At 34.0% G+C, this 18,228-nt stretch carries 14 protein-coding genes and 2 tRNA genes; 11 read left to right on the forward strand and 5 right to left on the reverse strand.

Annotated elements, in window-relative coordinates; all coding sequences use genetic code 11:
• Nucleotides 1-73 precede the first annotated feature (73 nt).
• Complete coding sequence (locus VIL26_00885) at nucleotides 74-862, reverse strand: AraC family transcriptional regulator (GenBank protein HEY8389500.1); 789 nt, start codon at nucleotides 860-862, stop codon at nucleotides 74-76.
• Nucleotides 863-1,104: 242 nt separating this feature from the next.
• Between VIL26_00885 and VIL26_00890 the strand changes: the two genes are divergently transcribed.
• The 8 genes from VIL26_00890 (at nucleotide 1,105) to VIL26_00925 (ending at nucleotide 12,303) form a co-directional block, all read left to right on the forward strand.
• Nucleotides 1,105-2,415, forward strand: coding sequence for a hypothetical protein (locus VIL26_00890; GenBank protein HEY8389501.1), 1,311 nt, complete (start codon nucleotides 1,105-1,107; stop codon nucleotides 2,413-2,415).
• Between the two features lie 35 nt (nucleotides 2,416-2,450).
• Entirely contained in the window at nucleotides 2,451-3,698 is a 1,248-nt protein-coding gene (locus VIL26_00895) for a hypothetical protein (protein HEY8389502.1), read from the forward strand.
• Between the two features lie 44 nt (nucleotides 3,699-3,742).
• Complete coding sequence (locus VIL26_00900) at nucleotides 3,743-5,944, forward strand: hypothetical protein (protein ID HEY8389503.1); 2,202 nt, start codon at nucleotides 3,743-3,745, stop codon at nucleotides 5,942-5,944.
• 119 nt (nucleotides 5,945-6,063) lie between these two features.
• The gene (locus VIL26_00905) at nucleotides 6,064-7,899 is read left to right on the forward strand and encodes a glycerophosphodiester phosphodiesterase family protein (GenBank protein ID HEY8389504.1); all 1,836 of its coding nucleotides are present in this window, start codon (nucleotides 6,064-6,066) and stop codon (nucleotides 7,897-7,899) included.
• On the forward strand, nucleotides 7,871-8,827 hold the full coding sequence (locus VIL26_00910) for an ABC transporter permease subunit (protein HEY8389505.1): 957 nt from the start codon (nucleotides 7,871-7,873) through the stop codon (nucleotides 8,825-8,827). The genes VIL26_00905 and VIL26_00910 overlap by 29 nt, the downstream gene beginning before the upstream one ends.
• On the forward strand, nucleotides 8,821-9,729 hold the full coding sequence (locus VIL26_00915; protein HEY8389506.1) for a carbohydrate ABC transporter permease: 909 nt from the start codon (nucleotides 8,821-8,823) through the stop codon (nucleotides 9,727-9,729). Before VIL26_00910 ends, VIL26_00915 begins: the two co-directional genes overlap by 7 nt.
• 2 nt (nucleotides 9,730-9,731) lie before the next feature.
• Nucleotides 9,732-10,670 (forward strand): nucleoside hydrolase, encoded by a 939-nt coding sequence (locus tag VIL26_00920; protein HEY8389507.1) that lies wholly within the window; start codon nucleotides 9,732-9,734, stop codon nucleotides 10,668-10,670.
• Entirely contained in the window at nucleotides 10,651-12,303 is a 1,653-nt protein-coding gene (locus VIL26_00925; GenBank protein HEY8389508.1) for an extracellular solute-binding protein, read from the forward strand. The genes VIL26_00920 and VIL26_00925 overlap by 20 nt, the downstream gene beginning before the upstream one ends.
• Nucleotides 12,304-12,420: 117 nt before the next feature.
• Here VIL26_00925 and VIL26_00930 read toward each other — a convergent pair.
• Nucleotides 12,421-12,505 (reverse strand) — tRNA-Leu (locus tag VIL26_00930).
• A 182-nt stretch (nucleotides 12,506-12,687) separates the two neighbouring features.
• Here VIL26_00930 and VIL26_00935 point away from each other — a divergent pair.
• The gene (locus VIL26_00935) at nucleotides 12,688-14,229 is read left to right on the forward strand and encodes an ABC-F family ATP-binding cassette domain-containing protein (GenBank protein HEY8389509.1); all 1,542 of its coding nucleotides are present in this window, start codon (nucleotides 12,688-12,690) and stop codon (nucleotides 14,227-14,229) included.
• A gap of 100 nt (nucleotides 14,230-14,329) precedes the next feature.
• Nucleotides 14,330-14,875 (forward strand): epoxyqueuosine reductase QueH, encoded by a 546-nt coding sequence (locus VIL26_00940; GenBank protein HEY8389510.1) that lies wholly within the window; start codon nucleotides 14,330-14,332, stop codon nucleotides 14,873-14,875.
• Between the two features lie 72 nt (nucleotides 14,876-14,947).
• Here VIL26_00940 and VIL26_00945 read toward each other — a convergent pair whose 3' ends face one another.
• The 3 genes from VIL26_00945 to VIL26_00955 all read right to left on the reverse strand — a co-directional run bounded on the left by VIL26_00945 (nucleotide 14,948) and on the right by VIL26_00955 (nucleotide 16,824).
• Nucleotides 14,948-15,892, reverse strand: a complete 945-nt coding sequence (locus VIL26_00945) for a type I phosphomannose isomerase catalytic subunit (protein HEY8389511.1) — start codon at nucleotides 15,890-15,892, stop codon at nucleotides 14,948-14,950.
• A 41-nt stretch (nucleotides 15,893-15,933) separates the two neighbouring features.
• On the reverse strand, nucleotides 15,934-16,677 hold the full coding sequence (locus VIL26_00950) for a signal peptidase I (protein ID HEY8389512.1): 744 nt from the start codon (nucleotides 16,675-16,677) through the stop codon (nucleotides 15,934-15,936).
• A 71-nt stretch (nucleotides 16,678-16,748) separates the two neighbouring features.
• Nucleotides 16,749-16,824, reverse strand: a tRNA-Val gene (locus VIL26_00955).
• A gap of 182 nt (nucleotides 16,825-17,006) precedes the next feature.
• Here VIL26_00955 and VIL26_00960 point away from each other — a divergent pair.
• Nucleotides 17,007-18,228: phospho-sugar mutase (locus VIL26_00960; GenBank protein ID HEY8389513.1), on the forward strand; the 1,222-nt coding region annotated here is incomplete at its 3' end.

Below are 18,228 nucleotides of genomic sequence, written 5' to 3' on the forward strand. Positions count from 1 at the left end.
AAATACTTCTAAGCCTTTATAATTAATATAAGTATTTACTTAACGACTATCATTAATATTTGCTTTTTAGTTGTTAAACATCATAATTTCTTAATTCAATAAAATCTGGATTTGTGATTATTCTTTCTTTATAATCGCAAGGGAGCATGGAAAACATATTTTTAAAAACTTGATTAAAATGTGAAAGAGAAGAGAAACCGCACATTGCGGCTATTTCTTGCTTTTTGTAATCTGTCTGTTCTAGTAATTTTTTAGCGTAATCCAGTTTTTTACGTAAGACATATTCCTTAGCTGTTATACCCATGTATTGTTTAAATAAATGGCGAAAATAATCATAGCTATATCCAATAGAATGTGCTATTTCTTTGATACTAATATTTTTCATAAAGTTTAGATCAATATAACGGATAGCATCTGAAAGAGTTTCTAGTTTTTCATCAGATTTTTCTTGATAGTAATTGCGACTCAAAATAATAGAAATTTGATTGGTAAGCAGATTTAGCATCTGTCTATAATAACCTTTTCTATTTTCCATTTCACTTTTTATTGCAAGCAACGGTTGAAGAACAGGGAAGTTCTCGGCTTTGTACAATCCGTCTGGAAGCGGGATTTCTCCTTCTAATAGTGTAAAACCTATATACAGAACTTCAGTACCTTTTACACCTTGCTCAGAATGAATGGTCTTGGGGTGAATTAATGTAAATGTATCGGGCTGAAATTTTTGATGAATTTTATTAGTAGTTGATATACCATTTCCTTTCAAATAATAAACAAGTTCGTAGCAAGGATGTTCATGATTGTTGTTAAAATAATTATTTTCATAAGTAAAGTTAGCATAAAACTCAAATTTTGAATCGAACATTTTTAGATTATCCTTGTTTTTTCAAAATTGTAATAACATTATAACACGATCAAGACCTAAACTTCAATAAATAGGTTCGTTTTTTGATAATAAAAACAATCAAAATCCGGCTAATAAAATGTCAAAAAACGGTTTTATGTAGCAAAAATCGGTCAAAATGGTATCAAAAAACGGCTACACATTCTTATATTTATTGAATTATAAATTGAAAACGGTTAAAATGCTTTTGATGGAGGTGGAAAATGAGATTTTTTAATAGATTTTTTATTTTGATTATTTCTTTTATTCTTTGTTTTAGTTTTTTAGCCTGCAATTCTCCTTCTCCTGCAAATAATGATTTAGATGATGATATGGAGGAAAAACCATTGACTAGTGAATATGGAATAGCAGATCAAAATTATTTGTTCGGAATGTGTTATCTTATGGAAGAACGTGAATACGATTTTGCCTATGATATGGAAAAAGAAGTCAAATTGATGAAAAACCTTGGCGTAAAATCAGTACGTCAGTGGATGCATTTTTCAACTTTAATGTATGATAAGAACACATTAAAAAAAGATGCCTGTGAAAAAATGCATACATTGCTTAAGCTTTGTTCTGATAGCGGTATGGTCAATATCGGAATGAATCATCACAACTTTAATAACGGCACAAACTCTATTGGAAAACCCAAACGTTTGATATATAATGGTAGTTCTTATGTTAATTGGTTAAATGATTATTATACTTCCTGGTATACATTGGTATCAGAATTCCCTGAAATTAAATATTGGGAAGTGGATAATGAAGTCAATAACAAAGATTTCATGAAAAACGAATATGGTCAAGCAGTTTATAGCGTACAAGAAATGGCTGATATAGCTGCAGATATGTTTTATTATGCATCTCGTGCAATACATGACGCCAATCCTGATGCAATCGTTGTAATGGGAAGTATGACAGAGCCTGAGGGACTTGGCAATGGCAACTTGCTAGAATTTTTTGAAGTTCTATACAACAATATAGAAAGCGGAAATTTCGGATATTTTTACGGCAAGGAAGACAAGCAAAACGCATCTACCAATGCTGACGATTATTTTCAAATTGCTTGCTGGCATCCTTATGTCTGGACAGATTTCAAACCAGATGAGTTTGTTGAAAAAAATGCCAAAATTTATGATATTTTGCTAAAACATGAGGGCAAACATAAAAAAGTGTTTTTAACAGAACTTGGGTTTAACGATAAAAATCGTGGCGAAGAAAATACAGCTCTTGCTATAAGACAACTTTATACAGTTATAAAAGAAAAAATGCCCTATGTTGAGTCAGTTCATTATTTTAAAATGTTTGATACTGCATTAACCGATGCATGGGATAGTCATGGCGATTATGTTCGATTTGGACTTTTTTATGATCCAGATGTTAACAGAAAATATCCTTTATTAAACGAAAGTCACAAAACGCCCACTGAAGGTGGAACACTGGCAGTTAACGGTAAAGCTAAAATAAAGGCTTATACATATCAAGAGCTTGCCGGCGGTAGTGGCAATCTTGATCTATTGGTAAAAAAATAACCTAAAACAAGAAAAATTTATTTAGGAAAATTGATATGAAAAAGATAAAAGCAATTTTATTAACATTAATAATCGCTATAGTACCGATGATTGGAACAGCTTGTAAAAAAGAAGTGCCTACAGTTGATAACGCTAATTTCGATCAATCTAATCTTTATGGCGTTTGTTACCTTCTTGAAGAACGTGAATTTGACCCATATTACGATATGCAAAAAGAAGTGCAGTTGATGAAAAACCTTGGCGTAAAGACTGTTAGACAGTGGATGCATTTTTCAAATTTAATGTACGATAAGAACACATTAAAAAAAGATGCCTGTGAAAAAATGCATACATTGCTTAAGCTTTGTTCTGATAACGGAATGGTCAATGTCGGAATGAATCATCACAACTTTAATAAAGGTTCCAATACTTCGGGCAAGCCCTATAAGCGAGATTTGAGCAATCAAAATTATATTGAATGGCTTAATGACTATTATACATCGTGGTATACACTGGTAAGCGAATTTCCTGAAGTTGAATATTGGGAAATTGATAATGAAGTTAACAACTCCGATTTTATGAGAGATGCTAACGGACAGAATGTATATAATCAATTAGAGATGGCTGAGATTGCAACCGATATGTTTTATTATGCATCTCGTGCAATACATGACGCCAATCCTAAGGCAAAAACGGTTATGGGTGGACTGACTGAGCCTAATGGATTGGGAAGCGGTACAACAGCATCTTTTCTTCAAAAACTATATGACAATATTGCAAGTGGAGAATTTGGATATTTTTATAATCAAGAAAGCAAAAGCAAAGCATCAAAAAATGCAGATGATTATTTTCAAGTAGCTTGCTGGCATCCCTATGTATGGAACTCTTTTGATGCTGAAGAATTTGTTGAAATCAATAATGAATATTATGAAGTTATTCTAAAAAATGAAGGCAAACATAAGGAAGTTTTCTTTACAGAAATAGGATTTAATGATGTCAAGTGTTCTGAAGACATGGCAGCTAGTTATATTGAAGAAATGTTTAATATTATCAAAACCAAAATGAAGTATGTTTCTCAAGTGCATTATTATAAGATGTATGATGTTGGAACTACGACAAGCTGGGAAGGCGGAGGAACTTATTCTAGATTTGGACTCTTTTATGATCCAGATATTTCAAGAAAATATCCTTTATTAGATGGCGTTACTACCGCAGTTAATGGCAAAGCAAAATCTAAGGCATATAAATTTCAGCAGCTTGCGGGAGGCTCCGGCGATTTGGACTTGTTAGTAAATTCTAAATAAATAGTATTTCTACAAAGGAGAAAAGTATGGAAAGGAGAAAATGTATGAAAAAATTAACGCTAATGGTTTTAATTATGGCGTTAATGATGTCATTGGCTACACCTTTATTGGTTAAGCCTGTAATTGCTGATGATAGTACCCAAAAAGATACTATTTCTTTTGGAAACCTTCAAAAGATAACAGCAGATGCTAATTTTGGTTTAGCTGAGGGTAATGTTGTTAAATACGGCGCAAAAACTGGTAAGATAACAATTGAATCCAAAGATGGAATAGTGGATTTTGATACTAAAGAATCAGATAATTTTTTAAAGCTTTCATCAGACAGTTTGATGAAATTTGAAAACTGGTGCTGGACAGTAGATAAAGATAATTCAATTATTATCGTTTTTCAAGCAAAAGTGGATTGTATGCTTGAAATTCAACCAAATGCAGCTTCAGTATCTGGTTGGGTGGAAAACACTAATATTTCTGTATATCTAGAATCTAATGGTGAATTGACACAAATCAGTCATTCTGCAACTACTATTGATTCAGTTAAGGTAAGCCAAACCTTAAAAGCTGGGGAAACATTATATTATGTATTTTCAGCATTTGAAATTGATAGCGGTAGCATAAGAAATTTGCAAGGTGTATATGACTATACAGCGATTGCTACCGAGGTAAAAGAAAGTGGTGAATTTCTTACTATTGAAGAGTACAAGGCAGAACTTATAGAATATATAAGCACACTTTCAGAAAATGATTACAGCGCAGAGAACTGGACAACCATTCAGAATATTCCTAATCAATTTGAAAATGAGGCACAAGGAAAAGAAGGAGCAGCACTGCAATTTACATACAATAAATATCTGTCTATGATAGATGCTGTTAAAACAAAAGTTGAAGAACTTAACGATTATACCAGTAGCTTGGTTTCCAAGTTTAATGAAAAAATTGATGGTTCAGCTTTAAGGCAAGGAGTAAAAGAAAGTGATTTTAAAAACGCTGAAGATTTCCAAGCCGTTACAGCACTAAAATCAGAATTTGAATCAAAAATAAATGAATGTGAAACAGCAGAGAAAGCTAAAGAGCTTTATGTAGAATATGTCGCAAAACTTAATAACTATGCTGTTAAAACTACCACTGTAGATTTCTTGTATAATCTTGTATATGATACAGTTGAAGCTGAATTTGGTTTATATAAGAAATTCGGTATTGTTGAATATGGACTAAAGTGGGGTTCAGTTGCCCAAGGTCAAATTAAAGATTTTGATGCTTATTATTTTTCTCCAAGCGAAGATCTTGTTTATGTAGAAAACCTTGGAAAAGGTGATGTTGCCGCTAAAAACTGGCAATGGCAAGCAACTAAAGGAAATGGTGTAATTGCAGTATTTAAGGCACTTCAAGATTGCAGTATAAATTTTGTATGTACTAGAGTGGCCGATGGAGGAATTATTGGCTGGACTGTTAACACTACATTAAAAGTTTATATTGGTAGAGAGAATTTGGGAGTTAAGGCTGTTTATACTATCAATACACCTTCTAATGATGATGGTTTTAGCGGTACTTTCTATGCAAAAGCAGGCGATATTATTTATTATGAATTTACAACTGATCATATGAACATGGCAGTCAACATTCAGACACCTTTTGCAACAAAAGCTACTATTGATTCTACAGGTTTTGATCAAGATGCCTATGATGAACAGAACAATGATCTTTCTTCAGATGTAATTTTAGCTATAAACACATATCATACTCAACTAACAGATTATGTTGCAACTTTGAATGAATCTGATTATTCAGCAACTAATTGGTCTCAATTAACTTCTTTCCCTTCAGAGTTCTTAGCAGCTGCTGAAGAACAATTAACTTCAGAATCTACTGTAAATGATGTTGAGGCACTTTATAACACATATCTCACACAAATTAAAGATATAAAAACATTGGCACAAGAAGCTGAAGAATTTAATCAATTAAAGGTTACCAAGAAAGAAGAAGTTAAGGCTTATGCCAATAAAATGTTGAAAGATAATAAATATTCTTCAGAAAACAAAAAATTAATTGAAGGTTATGTTGAAGAAGCGCTAAAAGCAATTGATGAGGCTACTACAACTAAAGCGATTAATGATGCAGTTACCATCGCTAAGAACAAGATTAACAAGGTTGAAGTTAAAAAAGGTGGTTGCAGATCTGCTGTAAGCGGTGCGCTTTCAATAATTGTATTTTGTGTTGTTGCATTTGTTGTAAACAAAAAAGTTAGCTGACATTATTGAGCATTTGGTCCGCGTCTTATAAACAGGATCGCGGACCAAATGTAAAATTTACCAAAGAAAATGCTATGAAAAAGAAAAACTTATTATTAATTTTTATAATGTTAGCAATCATGTTGATAAACCCATTACAAAGCAATATGGTTTCTATCGCTCAAGCTGCTGATTATACAGATAAAACCACATACAACTCACTTATTAAGGTAGTTGAAATATCTTCTGTTGAAATTTATGAGCAGGTTAAAGAAAAAGCAACTCATGTAGATACTGTCTTAATTATCGTAGATAAAGACGGTAATGTCATAGATAGTAATGGCAAAGCCATAACCAGATTGTCTAAGGCATACTCAGAGCTAAAATCTCTTAAGATTGCAACTTCTATATATATTAGCGATAAAGAAACTTTTGATATGGTGGCTTCTGAATTGAGTTCTTATAAAGATATCGCTGTTGTAGCAAAAAAAGATGTTTTACCGTATGTGCGTACGACACTGACCTGGGCGACAGGAATCTTAGATTTGAGAGAAGAGCCAGAGCTTAGCGTAAAGGAAATCAGAGATGTTTGCAATAATAACAATGCTAGAAATGTAATATTATCGGGACCTAATCTAAATAAGGATAAAGTCATAGCTCTCAATAAGTTATTGGTTTTTACATGGGGTATGGCACAAACGCAAGATGAGGCATACATGGTTTTGGCTACAGAATGTTCTGCAATACTCACTACTGATGTAAACTTTATCATCACAGCAATAAGCACTTTTTCTGATTTACTTGTTAAGCGTCCGCTGGTGGTTGCCCATAGAGGCAAGACAGGTATTTATCTCAATGATAATGGAGATATGTATCCAGAAAATGGTGTTCAAACTGCTGTAGCTGCTGCCAAATATGGAGCTGACATTATAGAAATTGATGTGCATTTATCTTTGGATAAAAAAGTTGTCGTTATGCACGATTTGGATTTGAAAACTACAACTGATGCTAACGGCACAATAGAAGAAAGCAATTATATAGGATATATTGACCAATTTAAAATATACGATAAGTCCTATTATGGCATTAATGGTGGACAAGATGCAGACCCGTATGCTGAAACTGTGCCACTGTTAGAGCATTTCTTTACTGCACTTAAAAGCACTAAATGCAACTTGTTTATTGAAATCAAAACTTCGGGCACTTCAGGAAATCACCTTATAGATGAGGTTATTGAATTAATTGAAGAATATGGATATGATGATAGAGTTTGTTTTATTTCCTTTTACAAAGATCAACTCGATTATCTTCATAAAAATTATCCGAGGTTTTCAACATCACTTTTGCATAGCAGTGCGTATCAGGACATAGAAAGCACAATGACAGAAAGCAATCGCTATAATTCCGCATATTCGCCTAATGCCTCATATATGCAAAAACAAACTGCTTACGAACTAAATAAGCGTGGTGTTATTTGTTCAGCTTGGACATACCAAACTGTAACAAAATTTTATAACGATTACAGCTATATAGATGTATTAACTACAGACAGCATGAACTATGTTTCGGACTGCATAAAAAAATTGATCCCGTCTACGCGTTTTGTGGGAAAATCTCCAAAAAATGCTGTCCGCTTAAAAGCTTATGCGCAGAATTATCATGGTAGTAACTATAAGGTCTATTGTAATGCAGTTCAAATTGGCGGAGAAGGTGTATTAAAAACAACAAATAGCGGTTCTTATTACATTGAAGGAGATAGCGTGCAGGCAATATTTTATTACAGTTATACTGAAAGTTGGTCTTCTGAAATGCATTATACGGTGTTATCAGAAGCAGTTACTTTAACAAGCAAGAATGGCATTAATGCATTGATTATTGTAAGTATAGTGGAAAGTTCGATATTGCTAGGCGCAGGAGTCGTTATATTATCGATTAGGAGAAAGAAAAATGAAAACAGAAGCAAAGCTAGGGTATAAAAAGGTTCCTTTCAATAGATATATAAAACGCTCTTGGATATTGTATCTATTGCTATTGCCCATGATAATTTATCTATTAATATTCAATTATTATCCATTTTTTGGATTGCAACTTGCATTTAAGGACTGGATGCCTAGGCTTGGAATTTGGGGAAGTCCATGGGCAACAGATGACAATGGAAATCTTACACTATTTAAGCATTTTGCTGAGTTGTTTTCCACATCACTGTTTCGCGAGAAATTAATTAATACTATTAGAATTTCTTTGCTAAAATTGATAATTGGATTTCCGGTACCTATTTTGTTGGTCATTTTCTTAAATGAACTAACAAGTGTCAAATTTATGAAATTTGTGCAGTCGGTATCCTATTTGCCATATTTTATTTCTTGGGTTGTATTGGGTGGTATATTTTTACAGATGTTCTCATCTGGTACGATATTTCAAAATATCTTGTCAGCTATATTAGGACATCCTATTTATTTCTTTTCAGACAGTAAACTTTATCTGGTGTTTTTAATTGGTTCTGATATATATAAAAACTGCGGATGGGGAACTATTATCTATCTTGCGGCCTTGATGAATGTCGATCCTCAACTTTATGAAGCAGCAGCATTGGACGGAGCAGGACGTTGGCGCAGAATATTGCACATAACATTACCTGGATTGATTCCCGCTATTACTATCAATCTGATTCTTTCTATGACCAATATTATGTATGCAGGATTTGACCAAATCTATAATACATATAACTCTGCTGTATATATGCTGGGTGATGTGTTGGAGACATATATCTTCAGAATTGGAATTGACGGCGGACGTTATGATATATCAACAGCAGTTGGATTGTTTAATTCAACTGTAGGCTGTGTTCTCGTTTTAGTTGCAAATAAAATAGTCAAATTATTAGGCGGTGATGGAATATGGTAATTTCAAATTCAAAAAATGGCTGGTTTAAACAAACTTTAAGGCGCATATTCGGTAAGCAGCCTAAGACGATAATATTTAATATAGTTTTATATTTCTTATTTTTGCTTTTTTTGGTGTCTATGCTTTCTCCATTTTTATATGTGCTAGTTGTTTCTTTTCAACAAAAAATAGTTGAAGGTGCAACATCACATATAGCATTTGGTCTGGGAGCCTATGAATATGTTTTTGGAAACATTTACATAGTTAGAGCGTTTTTTAACACGATAGGGGTTGTAATAATAGGGACATTAGTAGCTCTTGCGATAACTATGACAGGGGCATATGCTCTTTCAAAAACATGGCTGCGCGGCAGAAAGGCATTGTTGATTTTTGTACTTATTACTATGCTTTTTAGTGGCGGTCTAATTCCTTATTATTTATTAATAAAAAGTTTAGGTCTTCGTGATAGTTATTTGGTTTATATTTGCGTAGGCGCAGTAAGTGCGTTTAACGTGTTTATTGTTAAAAACTTCTATCAAGGCATTCCCTTGGATATGGAAGAATCTGCCAAAATTGATGGAGCCAATGAATTTCAAATTTTTTATATGATATATCTTCCGCTATCCAAAGCAATCATAGCAACAGTTGCCTTGTGGGTTGCTGTGGCAAAATGGAATGACTACATGACAGGGCTTTTATATATTGATGATAAAAACAAGTTGCTTATACAAAATGTATTACGCAGTATGTTGGTAACCGCTTCTTCTACATCTGGCGTTGGTGGAGATTCTAACACTCTTAGCTTATCTGAATCCATAAAAATGGCAGCAGTAGTTGTAGCTTTGGTCCCCATTATATGCGTATATCCATTTGTGCAAAAATATTTTACAAAAGGTGTAATGCTAGGAGCTTTAAAGGGATAATTATGCGATTTATTATTGACACAGACATAGGAGACGATATCGACGATGCTTTTGCCATTGATATGGCATTAAATTTGAAGTTGGATTTGGTAGGAATTACAACTGTTTACATGAACACAGATCAACGTACGCGTATAGCTAAACGTATGTTGGATCTTTATGGCATTGATATTCCTGTTTATAAGGGATATGGATGTAATATGGATGGCAAAAAACCTACTGATCAACAACTTTGTCAGTTTAGCCAGGCTATAATGTCAGATTGTTATAGGCCCAATAGCGATCCGCAAGATGCTGTAGATTTTATTCTTTATAATGCTAGAAAATATGGAAAAGATTTGACGATTATAGCAATAGGCCCTCTTACTAATATAGCAAAAGCTGTGCTGCAGGATAAAGCGGCTATGCAAGGAATTGGAAAAATAGTCATAATGGGAGGTGATTATAAGAATCAATATTCGGAATGGAATATTCTGTGCGATATTGATGCTGCCAAAATTGTTTTTGAAGCAGACTTGCCTATGGTTTGCTTTGGACATGAACTTACCAGTAGGACACAAATAACGCAAACACAGCAAGATTATATTTTCAAAATGGATAGCAGTCCTTACTTAGAATATTTGTCCGAACTTTCTCGACTTTGGTATGCTTCCAAAAAAACAGGACATCTTATAATCTTACATGATGTTCTTACTGTTTACTGTATGTATGATAAAGATTATTGTAAAACAGTGAAAACTTTGGTCAAAATAGAGGATAAAGGAGAGATTACAAAGGGAATGACAGTAAATCTTTCAGTTATGGATCATTATGATCTAAGAAAAGCACACATGATAGAATATGCAGTATGTGACAATGTAGAGACTTTTAAGGACATATTTTATAAATTATTAAAAGAAAGAAAGGTTGGGAGTGATGATTATGAAAAAGCGATTAATTAAGTTTTTTGCTGTTATATCAGCTATTTTAATTTGTTTCGGTGCCGTGGCTTGCGGCGAAAAAGGAAGTAAAGATGCAAACACGTTGCGTATTTTTACTTATACAGGAGATGAATATGACGGCATAAGAAAGGATTCTGTGCTTAATGCGATAGAAGAAAAGACAGGATTTAAGCTAAAATTTGAAGGAGCATCAACTGCAGATTATTGGACAAAACTTTCTCCCAAAATGAATACTGGCGATTATCCTGACATTATGTGGGTAGAAGATTCCAATTCAAACTTTTTGGCTTGGGCAAATCCTAAGCAGGATTTGCTTTGGAATATAGATGAGTTGCTATTGGGCAATGAGGAAAGATATCCTTATCTTAGCAAGCTGGTTTATTCTAATCAGTATGTAAATCTAATGTTTTATGACGGACACTATATCGTGCCTTATGTTAATACAGCAACAGCATGGGCTATTTATTATCGAGCAGACTGGCTGGTTGAAGCAGGCTTTGTTGACGAAAACGGTAATGCAAAGGCACCTGAGACATTGGATGAATTTGAAGCAGTCATGAAAGCTTTTACAGGTAACAATCTATTTAGAAATGGCACTTCCGGACAGACATGGGGAATTTCACCTAATACTGATGCTTTTTATACAAATGCGCTATATGGTGCTTTTGATGTTACCCCTGACTGGGATATTGATGATGCCGGCAATGTTACTTACATGTATACAAATGAGAAAATTCGTCCTTATCTAAAATGGATGAATGCGATGTATGAAAAAGGCTGGATACATCCCACTTTTAATCAGAACAAAGCCTTTTTGGATAGAGACATATGGTATAGCGGTAAGGTTGGTTGTATTATGACCAACGGTGAAGCTCATATGGAATGGGTAGTAGGCAATCTTTTAACATCTGATCCTGCTGCTGAAGTTATTGTAGGACCGCCGCTCAAAGGCACTGGTAACACATCTTCGTTAACTGATTGTGTATTGGGCGTAAAAGATAGTCAAGGTTTTTCTAACTGGGGAGGCTATTATGGCGGATATGTAATTTCTAAAAATGTTGCTGATCCATACAAAGCTCTTGACTTTTTAGAGTATATGGTTTCTCCAGAAGGCTCCATGCTTAGACTTTATGGAATAAAAGATAAACATTACAGTATTGATGATGGCAAATTTACTGCTAATCTTGAAGGTCGCAACGCTGAAAGAAGTAAGTTGTTTGCTACTGTAACTGAAGAAGATGGCAGCACCTCATATGCAGGATTGCATAAAGTTGGTTCTTTGTTTGGTTATGCAGTAGATTGGGACCATTATGAGGAAACCGGAGAAATAGTTGTAGGAACAGACATAAGTTCACTTTATCCAAAATATAAAACTCTTGTTTCAAATGCTCTTGAATATGCAAAGATATTAAAAACTCCAAAACTTCTTAATGTTACAGCATATCCTGCAAGCATTAATTCAGCAATGAATCAGGTCATGGATATAGCTAATAGCTACATAAATCCTGTCATCATGGGTCAAAAGAACTTAAACAGTGACTGGAATAGCATGCTGGCAGATTGCAATGGTGCAGGTTATGCCAATGTAAAAGCTGTTATTAAAGAAACTGCAAAGTCTTTAGGTATTATTTAGAATATACAAAAGAAGAAATCATGAGTTATACAATACCCTGTTGATTTTTAATTTCAACAGGGTATTGTTATTTTATAAAAACAAGGCTTAGAAGTGTCTTCTAAGCCTTTAAAATATTGGTGCGAAGGACGGGACTTGAACCCGTATGGATTGCTCCACACGCCTCTGAAACGTGCGCGTCTGCCAATTTCGCCACCCTCGCACAAAATTATGCTATATAATCTTAGCATATCAAAATTAAATAGGCAAGTTGTTTTTTTTAACTTTTTTATTAAAATAATGGATAAATAAACATATTATTGCTATTAAAAAATCTTATTGCTTGCCAAAAGCTTTTGTTGTAGTATATAATGTTCTTTTGAAAATATTGAAGGAAATTAAAAAGTGCTTGAAGTAATTGGACTATCTCACTCTTACGGCGACAAGGTGTTATATGATAACGCCTCTTTTTCGTTATATAATAAAGAACATATGGGGCTGGTCGGTCAAAACGGCACAGGCAAAAGCACATTAATCAGAATTCTTACTGGAGAGATTTTGCCTGATAAAGGTCAAATAATACGTAATCCAAAAGCTATTGTTGGACATCTTGATCAGTATGCTGAGATAGACAAGTCTCATACAATAGAGTCATATTTGCGTGAAGCGTTTGCGGATTTATATAAAGAAGAGCAACGACTTAATGAAATCAACAAAGCGCTTATAAATAATCCTGACAAAAAGCTTATAAAACAAGCATCGTCAATAATGGAACGGCTTGCTCAAAGCGATTTTTATGCTATTTCTGCTGCCATTGGTAAGGTATGTGCAGGTTTGGGAATTACAGCTATGGGGTTAGATACACCTATAACCAACCTTAGCGGCGGTCAGCGTGCCAAGGTAATTTTGGCAAAACTATTGCTTCAAAAACCCAATCTCTTGCTTTTGGACGAGCCTACCAATTTTTTGGATACTTCTCATGTTGAATGGCTTTCAAAACATCTCAAAAATTATCCAGGAGCTTTTATTGTAGTTTCGCACGACCATGAGTTTTTGAACGCTATAACTAACTGCATTTTGGATATAGAGTTTTGTAAAATCACCAAATATAGCGGCAATTACTCGTCTTTCTATGCTCAAAAAGAACAGCGCAGGCTAGAATATGAGAGAAATTACAATGCGCAGCAGAAGTTTATTGAGCGCACAGAAGATTATATTGCCCGCAACAAGGCACGCGCTTCAACTGCACGTATGGCACAAAGCCGGCAAAAGATGTTAGACAAGCTGGAAAAACTTCCTCCGCCTAACGTTATAAAAGAGCCTGTCTTTAACTTTAAATATACGCCTGTCAACGCCCAAACTGTTTTGGAAGTTAAGAATCTTGAAATAGGATATTATTATCCATTGCTTCCAAAGCTTAATTTCAGCATCAATAACAAGCAGCGTGTTGCCATTACGGGATTTAACGGTATAGGAAAATCAACCCTAATTAAGACACTTATAGGCGAAATTAAGCCCTTAGGCGGCAGTTTTAAATTTGCTCAAAATTGTATAATAGGCTATTTTTCTCAAGACCTTATATGGAAAGATGAAGATGTAACGCCATTAAATTATTTGGGCATGTTGTATCCAAAATGCTCGGACAAAGATATTAGAAAAATGCTCAGTTCAGTTGCCATAAGAAGTGAGCATATGATGCAAAAGATCACGACGCTTAGCGGAGGTGAACAATCCAAAGTCAAACTTGCTCAAATTATTATGAAGCCTTGCAATATATTGATTTTGGACGAACCTACCAACCATCTTGATGTAGAATCCAAGTCAGCTCTTACAAAAGCACTGAAAAAATTTGAGGGTACGGTAATTTTGGTCAGCCATGAAAAGGCCTTTTATGCAGCTTGGGCTGATAAGATTATTAATATAGAAAAACTTATTATCAAGCAATAATCAGGAAAAATAGTTATTTCCAAGATTTAGACGATTTTTTTAAAGTCAAAACATTGACAATTAATCAAAATCGGGGTTATAGTATTATGGGAGTAAGATTATGAAAATACTAATGCATATGTGTTGCGCTCCTTGCGCAATATATCCTTTAGAAAAATTAACTGAAGAAAAGCATGAGGTATTTGGACTATTTTTTAATCCTAATATCCATCCGATAGAAGAGTATAACAAAAGACGGGCTACATTGCAGGAATTTTCCAAAATATATAATATACCCATTGAAATTATTGATGGATTTATGCAATCAGAATGGGAGACATTCACAGGCACGAGCGAAGAGCGCTGCGAAATGTGTTATAGCATAAGACTCCAGCTTACTGCAAAATATGCACTGGATAACGGCTTTGATGCTTTTACTACAAGCCTTTTAGTAAGTCCCTATCAAAAACATGATTTGATAAAAACCCTTGGAGAAAAGTTTGGTAATCAAATTGGCGTGCCTTTTTATTACGAAGATTTTAGGACAGGCTATAGACAAGGACAGCAAAAAGCAAAAGAACTTAATTTGTACCGTCAAAAATACTGCGGATGTATAATTTCTTATAACGAAACAATTTTGCCAAAATTAAAAGCAAAAGCTCAATAAAAAAACCTATCTAAAAAAATAAAAGACCGTTAATTAACGGTCTTTTTATTTTTTGCTTTTAGTGCTGTGTTTTTAAACAGATACTTCCAAGAACTTTGCATCGCCTGTAATCTTAAACGGTAATGTTGCAGGCACAAAGTAGGTTTCGCCTTTTTTGAATTCATATTTGACAATGCTGTCTGTAATTTCACCTTTTCCCTCTAAGAATAGGATAGCACAGAAACTATCGTCGATTTTTCTCTTGTAAATTCCGCTTGTAGTTACTTCTTTTACTGAGAAATATCTGTCTTTAACTAATTGTCTAAATGATTTTTTCTCAATCTTAGGATTTTCTACTTCATAAGGTCCTAAATTAGCAACATCAAGAGCTTTTTCTATATGAAGTTCACGAGGTTTTCCGTCTTTTCCTACACGGTTATAATCAAATAATCTATATGTTACATTAGAATTTTGTTGAACTTCTGCAACAGTCAAACCTGCAGTCATTGTATGAACTGTTCCTGCTGGAATATAAAAGATATTACCAGGCTGTGCAGGATAAAATTGCATCAAATCTAATAGATTGCCATCATTGATGCTTTGAATAACTTGAGCTTTCGTAACTTTTTGTTTGAATCCAAGGTATACGCCTGCGCCAGGTTCAGCATCTAGTATATACCATGCTTCGCTCTTTCCGTATTGGTTTTCGTGTTTGTGTGCATAATCATCACCTGGATGTACTTGAATAGAAAGTTTGTCGCTTGTATCCAGCAACTTGATGATCATAGGAAACATTGGGAAGAGGCTTAGACTTTTTCCGATAGAAGACTCTATAGGCCATGAATTAAGCAGTTCTTTTAGGGTCTTTCCATCATAAGTACCGCCTTCAACAGTTGTTAATCCATCGGGATGAAGCGATAGTTCCCAAGTTTCTGCGATTTTTTCGCCTCCGCGCTTATTCCAAACGCTATTTAGTTTTTTTCCGCCCCAGATATAATCTTTGACGACAGGATTAAGTTTTAATAACTCAATATGCATTTGTAATCCATCCTTTATTTTTTTATTATTTTGACGTACGATTAATCGTCGTCATTATAATAGTCAATGTATTTGCTTGGATAATCATAATCATCAAAACGCTCGTCATTGCCATAATCAAAATTTCCAAACTCGTCATCGTCATCATCAGTAATATCATCTTCATCATCATAATAATTGTCGTCATCTTTTTCGTTTATAACTTTGATTAAGTTGACAATGTCCGAAACAAGAATCATGCTTAAAGGAAATATAACCAATGTGATAATACCCAAAGGATTTCCTATGAAATTGATGATTTTGACAAGAGCTGGTTTGCTTGTGTCATAGATGCCCACTACCTGATCAGGCAAAACAGTCCAGCTATCAACTTTTCCATTATTGGCATCTCCTTTGGTTTTAAAACCAATTATATTAGTTTCATTATCTTTTAACACTTCGTCAACACGATGAGTTATTACTATTTTATCTCTATCAATCCCCCAACTTTTTTTTTCTGCTTCAGTTAAGTCATGATAAAACGATATTACATCGTTTGATTTTATATTGCTAATGTCAATTTTCTTAATTAATATATATTTACCGACAGAAATGGTCGGCTCCATACTAGGAGAAATAACTTTCAAAAACGAATAACCACCCAATACAGGAACTTTGTTATTAACCTTGCTGTTGATGATAAAATAACAAAGCAGTCCCACAACGCATATTAAGAGAATATACCCTATAATAGAGAGTGCACTCATCACGCGCTTAAAAATAGATTGTGGTTGTTCGTTTTTCATGTTTATATTTTCTTTTGCATAATATTAATCGGTCTTAATAAAAAAATGAAATGTTAAAATGAACTTTAATTTGGTGGGCGATGGGGGACTCGAACCCTCGACTTTCACCACGTCAAGATGACACTCTCCCAACTGAGTTAATCGCCCATAAAATATATACTTTTATTTTATCAGATAAAAAGCAAAATGTAAATATCAAAATCAATTTAAAGTAAGTGTATTTACTATTTTATGACTTAATTAAATTTATTTACAAACAAAATTCATTAATATATAATAACTAGTAGTTTAAAGTTTGGTAAGTTTTGGTTAATTAGGAGATTTTTAAATTGAACGATATTTTAAAGCAAAATGAAATTTGGTTAAAAAATGTTGAAGGTTATTGGAAAAAAGACCTTGAAAGTGTTCAAGACAATCAAAACGAAATAACAGACAGGTTTTACAAATCATTAGAATTTGGAACTGGGGGCTTAAGAGGAATAATTGGCAGCGGAACCAACCGTATGAATATCTACACAGTAAAAAAAGCATCGTTGGGACTTGCGCAGTATATTGTTGCCAATAATCAAAACCCTTCTATAGCTATTTCATATGATTCTCGTAATTTTTCATATGAGTTTGCGCATGCCGCAGCTGAGGTTTTTGCTTTTTCCGGCATTAAGGTTTACATTTTCTCTACACTTAATCCCACTCCGTTATTGTCTTTTGCGGTTAGAAATCTAAAATGCAATGCCGGAGTTATGGTTACAGCTTCTCATAATCCAAAAGTTTATAATGGTTATAAAGTTTACGGCTCAGACGGCTGTCAATTGACATTGGAAGCATCAGAAGATGTTTTAAATAGAATAAATGCAATAGAAGATATCTTTTCAATAAAAACGGACACATTTGAAAATTATCTGCAATCTGGAAAGATTAGCTATATAGACAGCAATGTCTATGAAGAATTTATAAAAAATGTTATCAGCTGTTCAGTAGCAGAAGAAGGGACCAAAGACATAAAAATTGTTTACACCCCGCTAAACGGAACGGGTTATATTCCTGTAACAGATGTATTAAGAAGACGTGGATTTCAAAATGTAAGTGTTGTTCCTGAACAAGAACTTCCTGATGGTAATTTTGAAACATGTCCTTATCCTAACCCTGAAGCCGCAGAAGCGCTTAGCCTTGCTATAAAACTAGCTGACAAAAAAGATGCGGATTTGATTTTGGCAACCGATCCGGATTCTGATAGATTGGGTACAGGTGTTAGACATAAGGGTAAAATTAGATTATTAACAGGTAATGAAGTAGGTATTTTGCTTACTGATTATCTTTTGTCTGAGAAGAAAAGATTGGGTAAATTGCCTGCTGCGCCTTTTATAATCAAAACCGTAGTAATTACTGATCTTATTTATGAAATTGCCAAGGATTATAACGCTAAGGTTTATGATGTTTTAACAGGCTTTAAGTTTATAGTCGAAAAGCTTGGTGTTATTGAAAATCAAAACGGTCTAGATAACTTTATCCTTGCTTTTGAAGAAAGCTATGGCTATATGGCTGGACCTTATG

Source organism: Clostridia bacterium (assembly GCA_036562685.1).
GTDB lineage: Bacteria > Bacillota > Clostridia > Christensenellales > DUVY01 > DUVY01.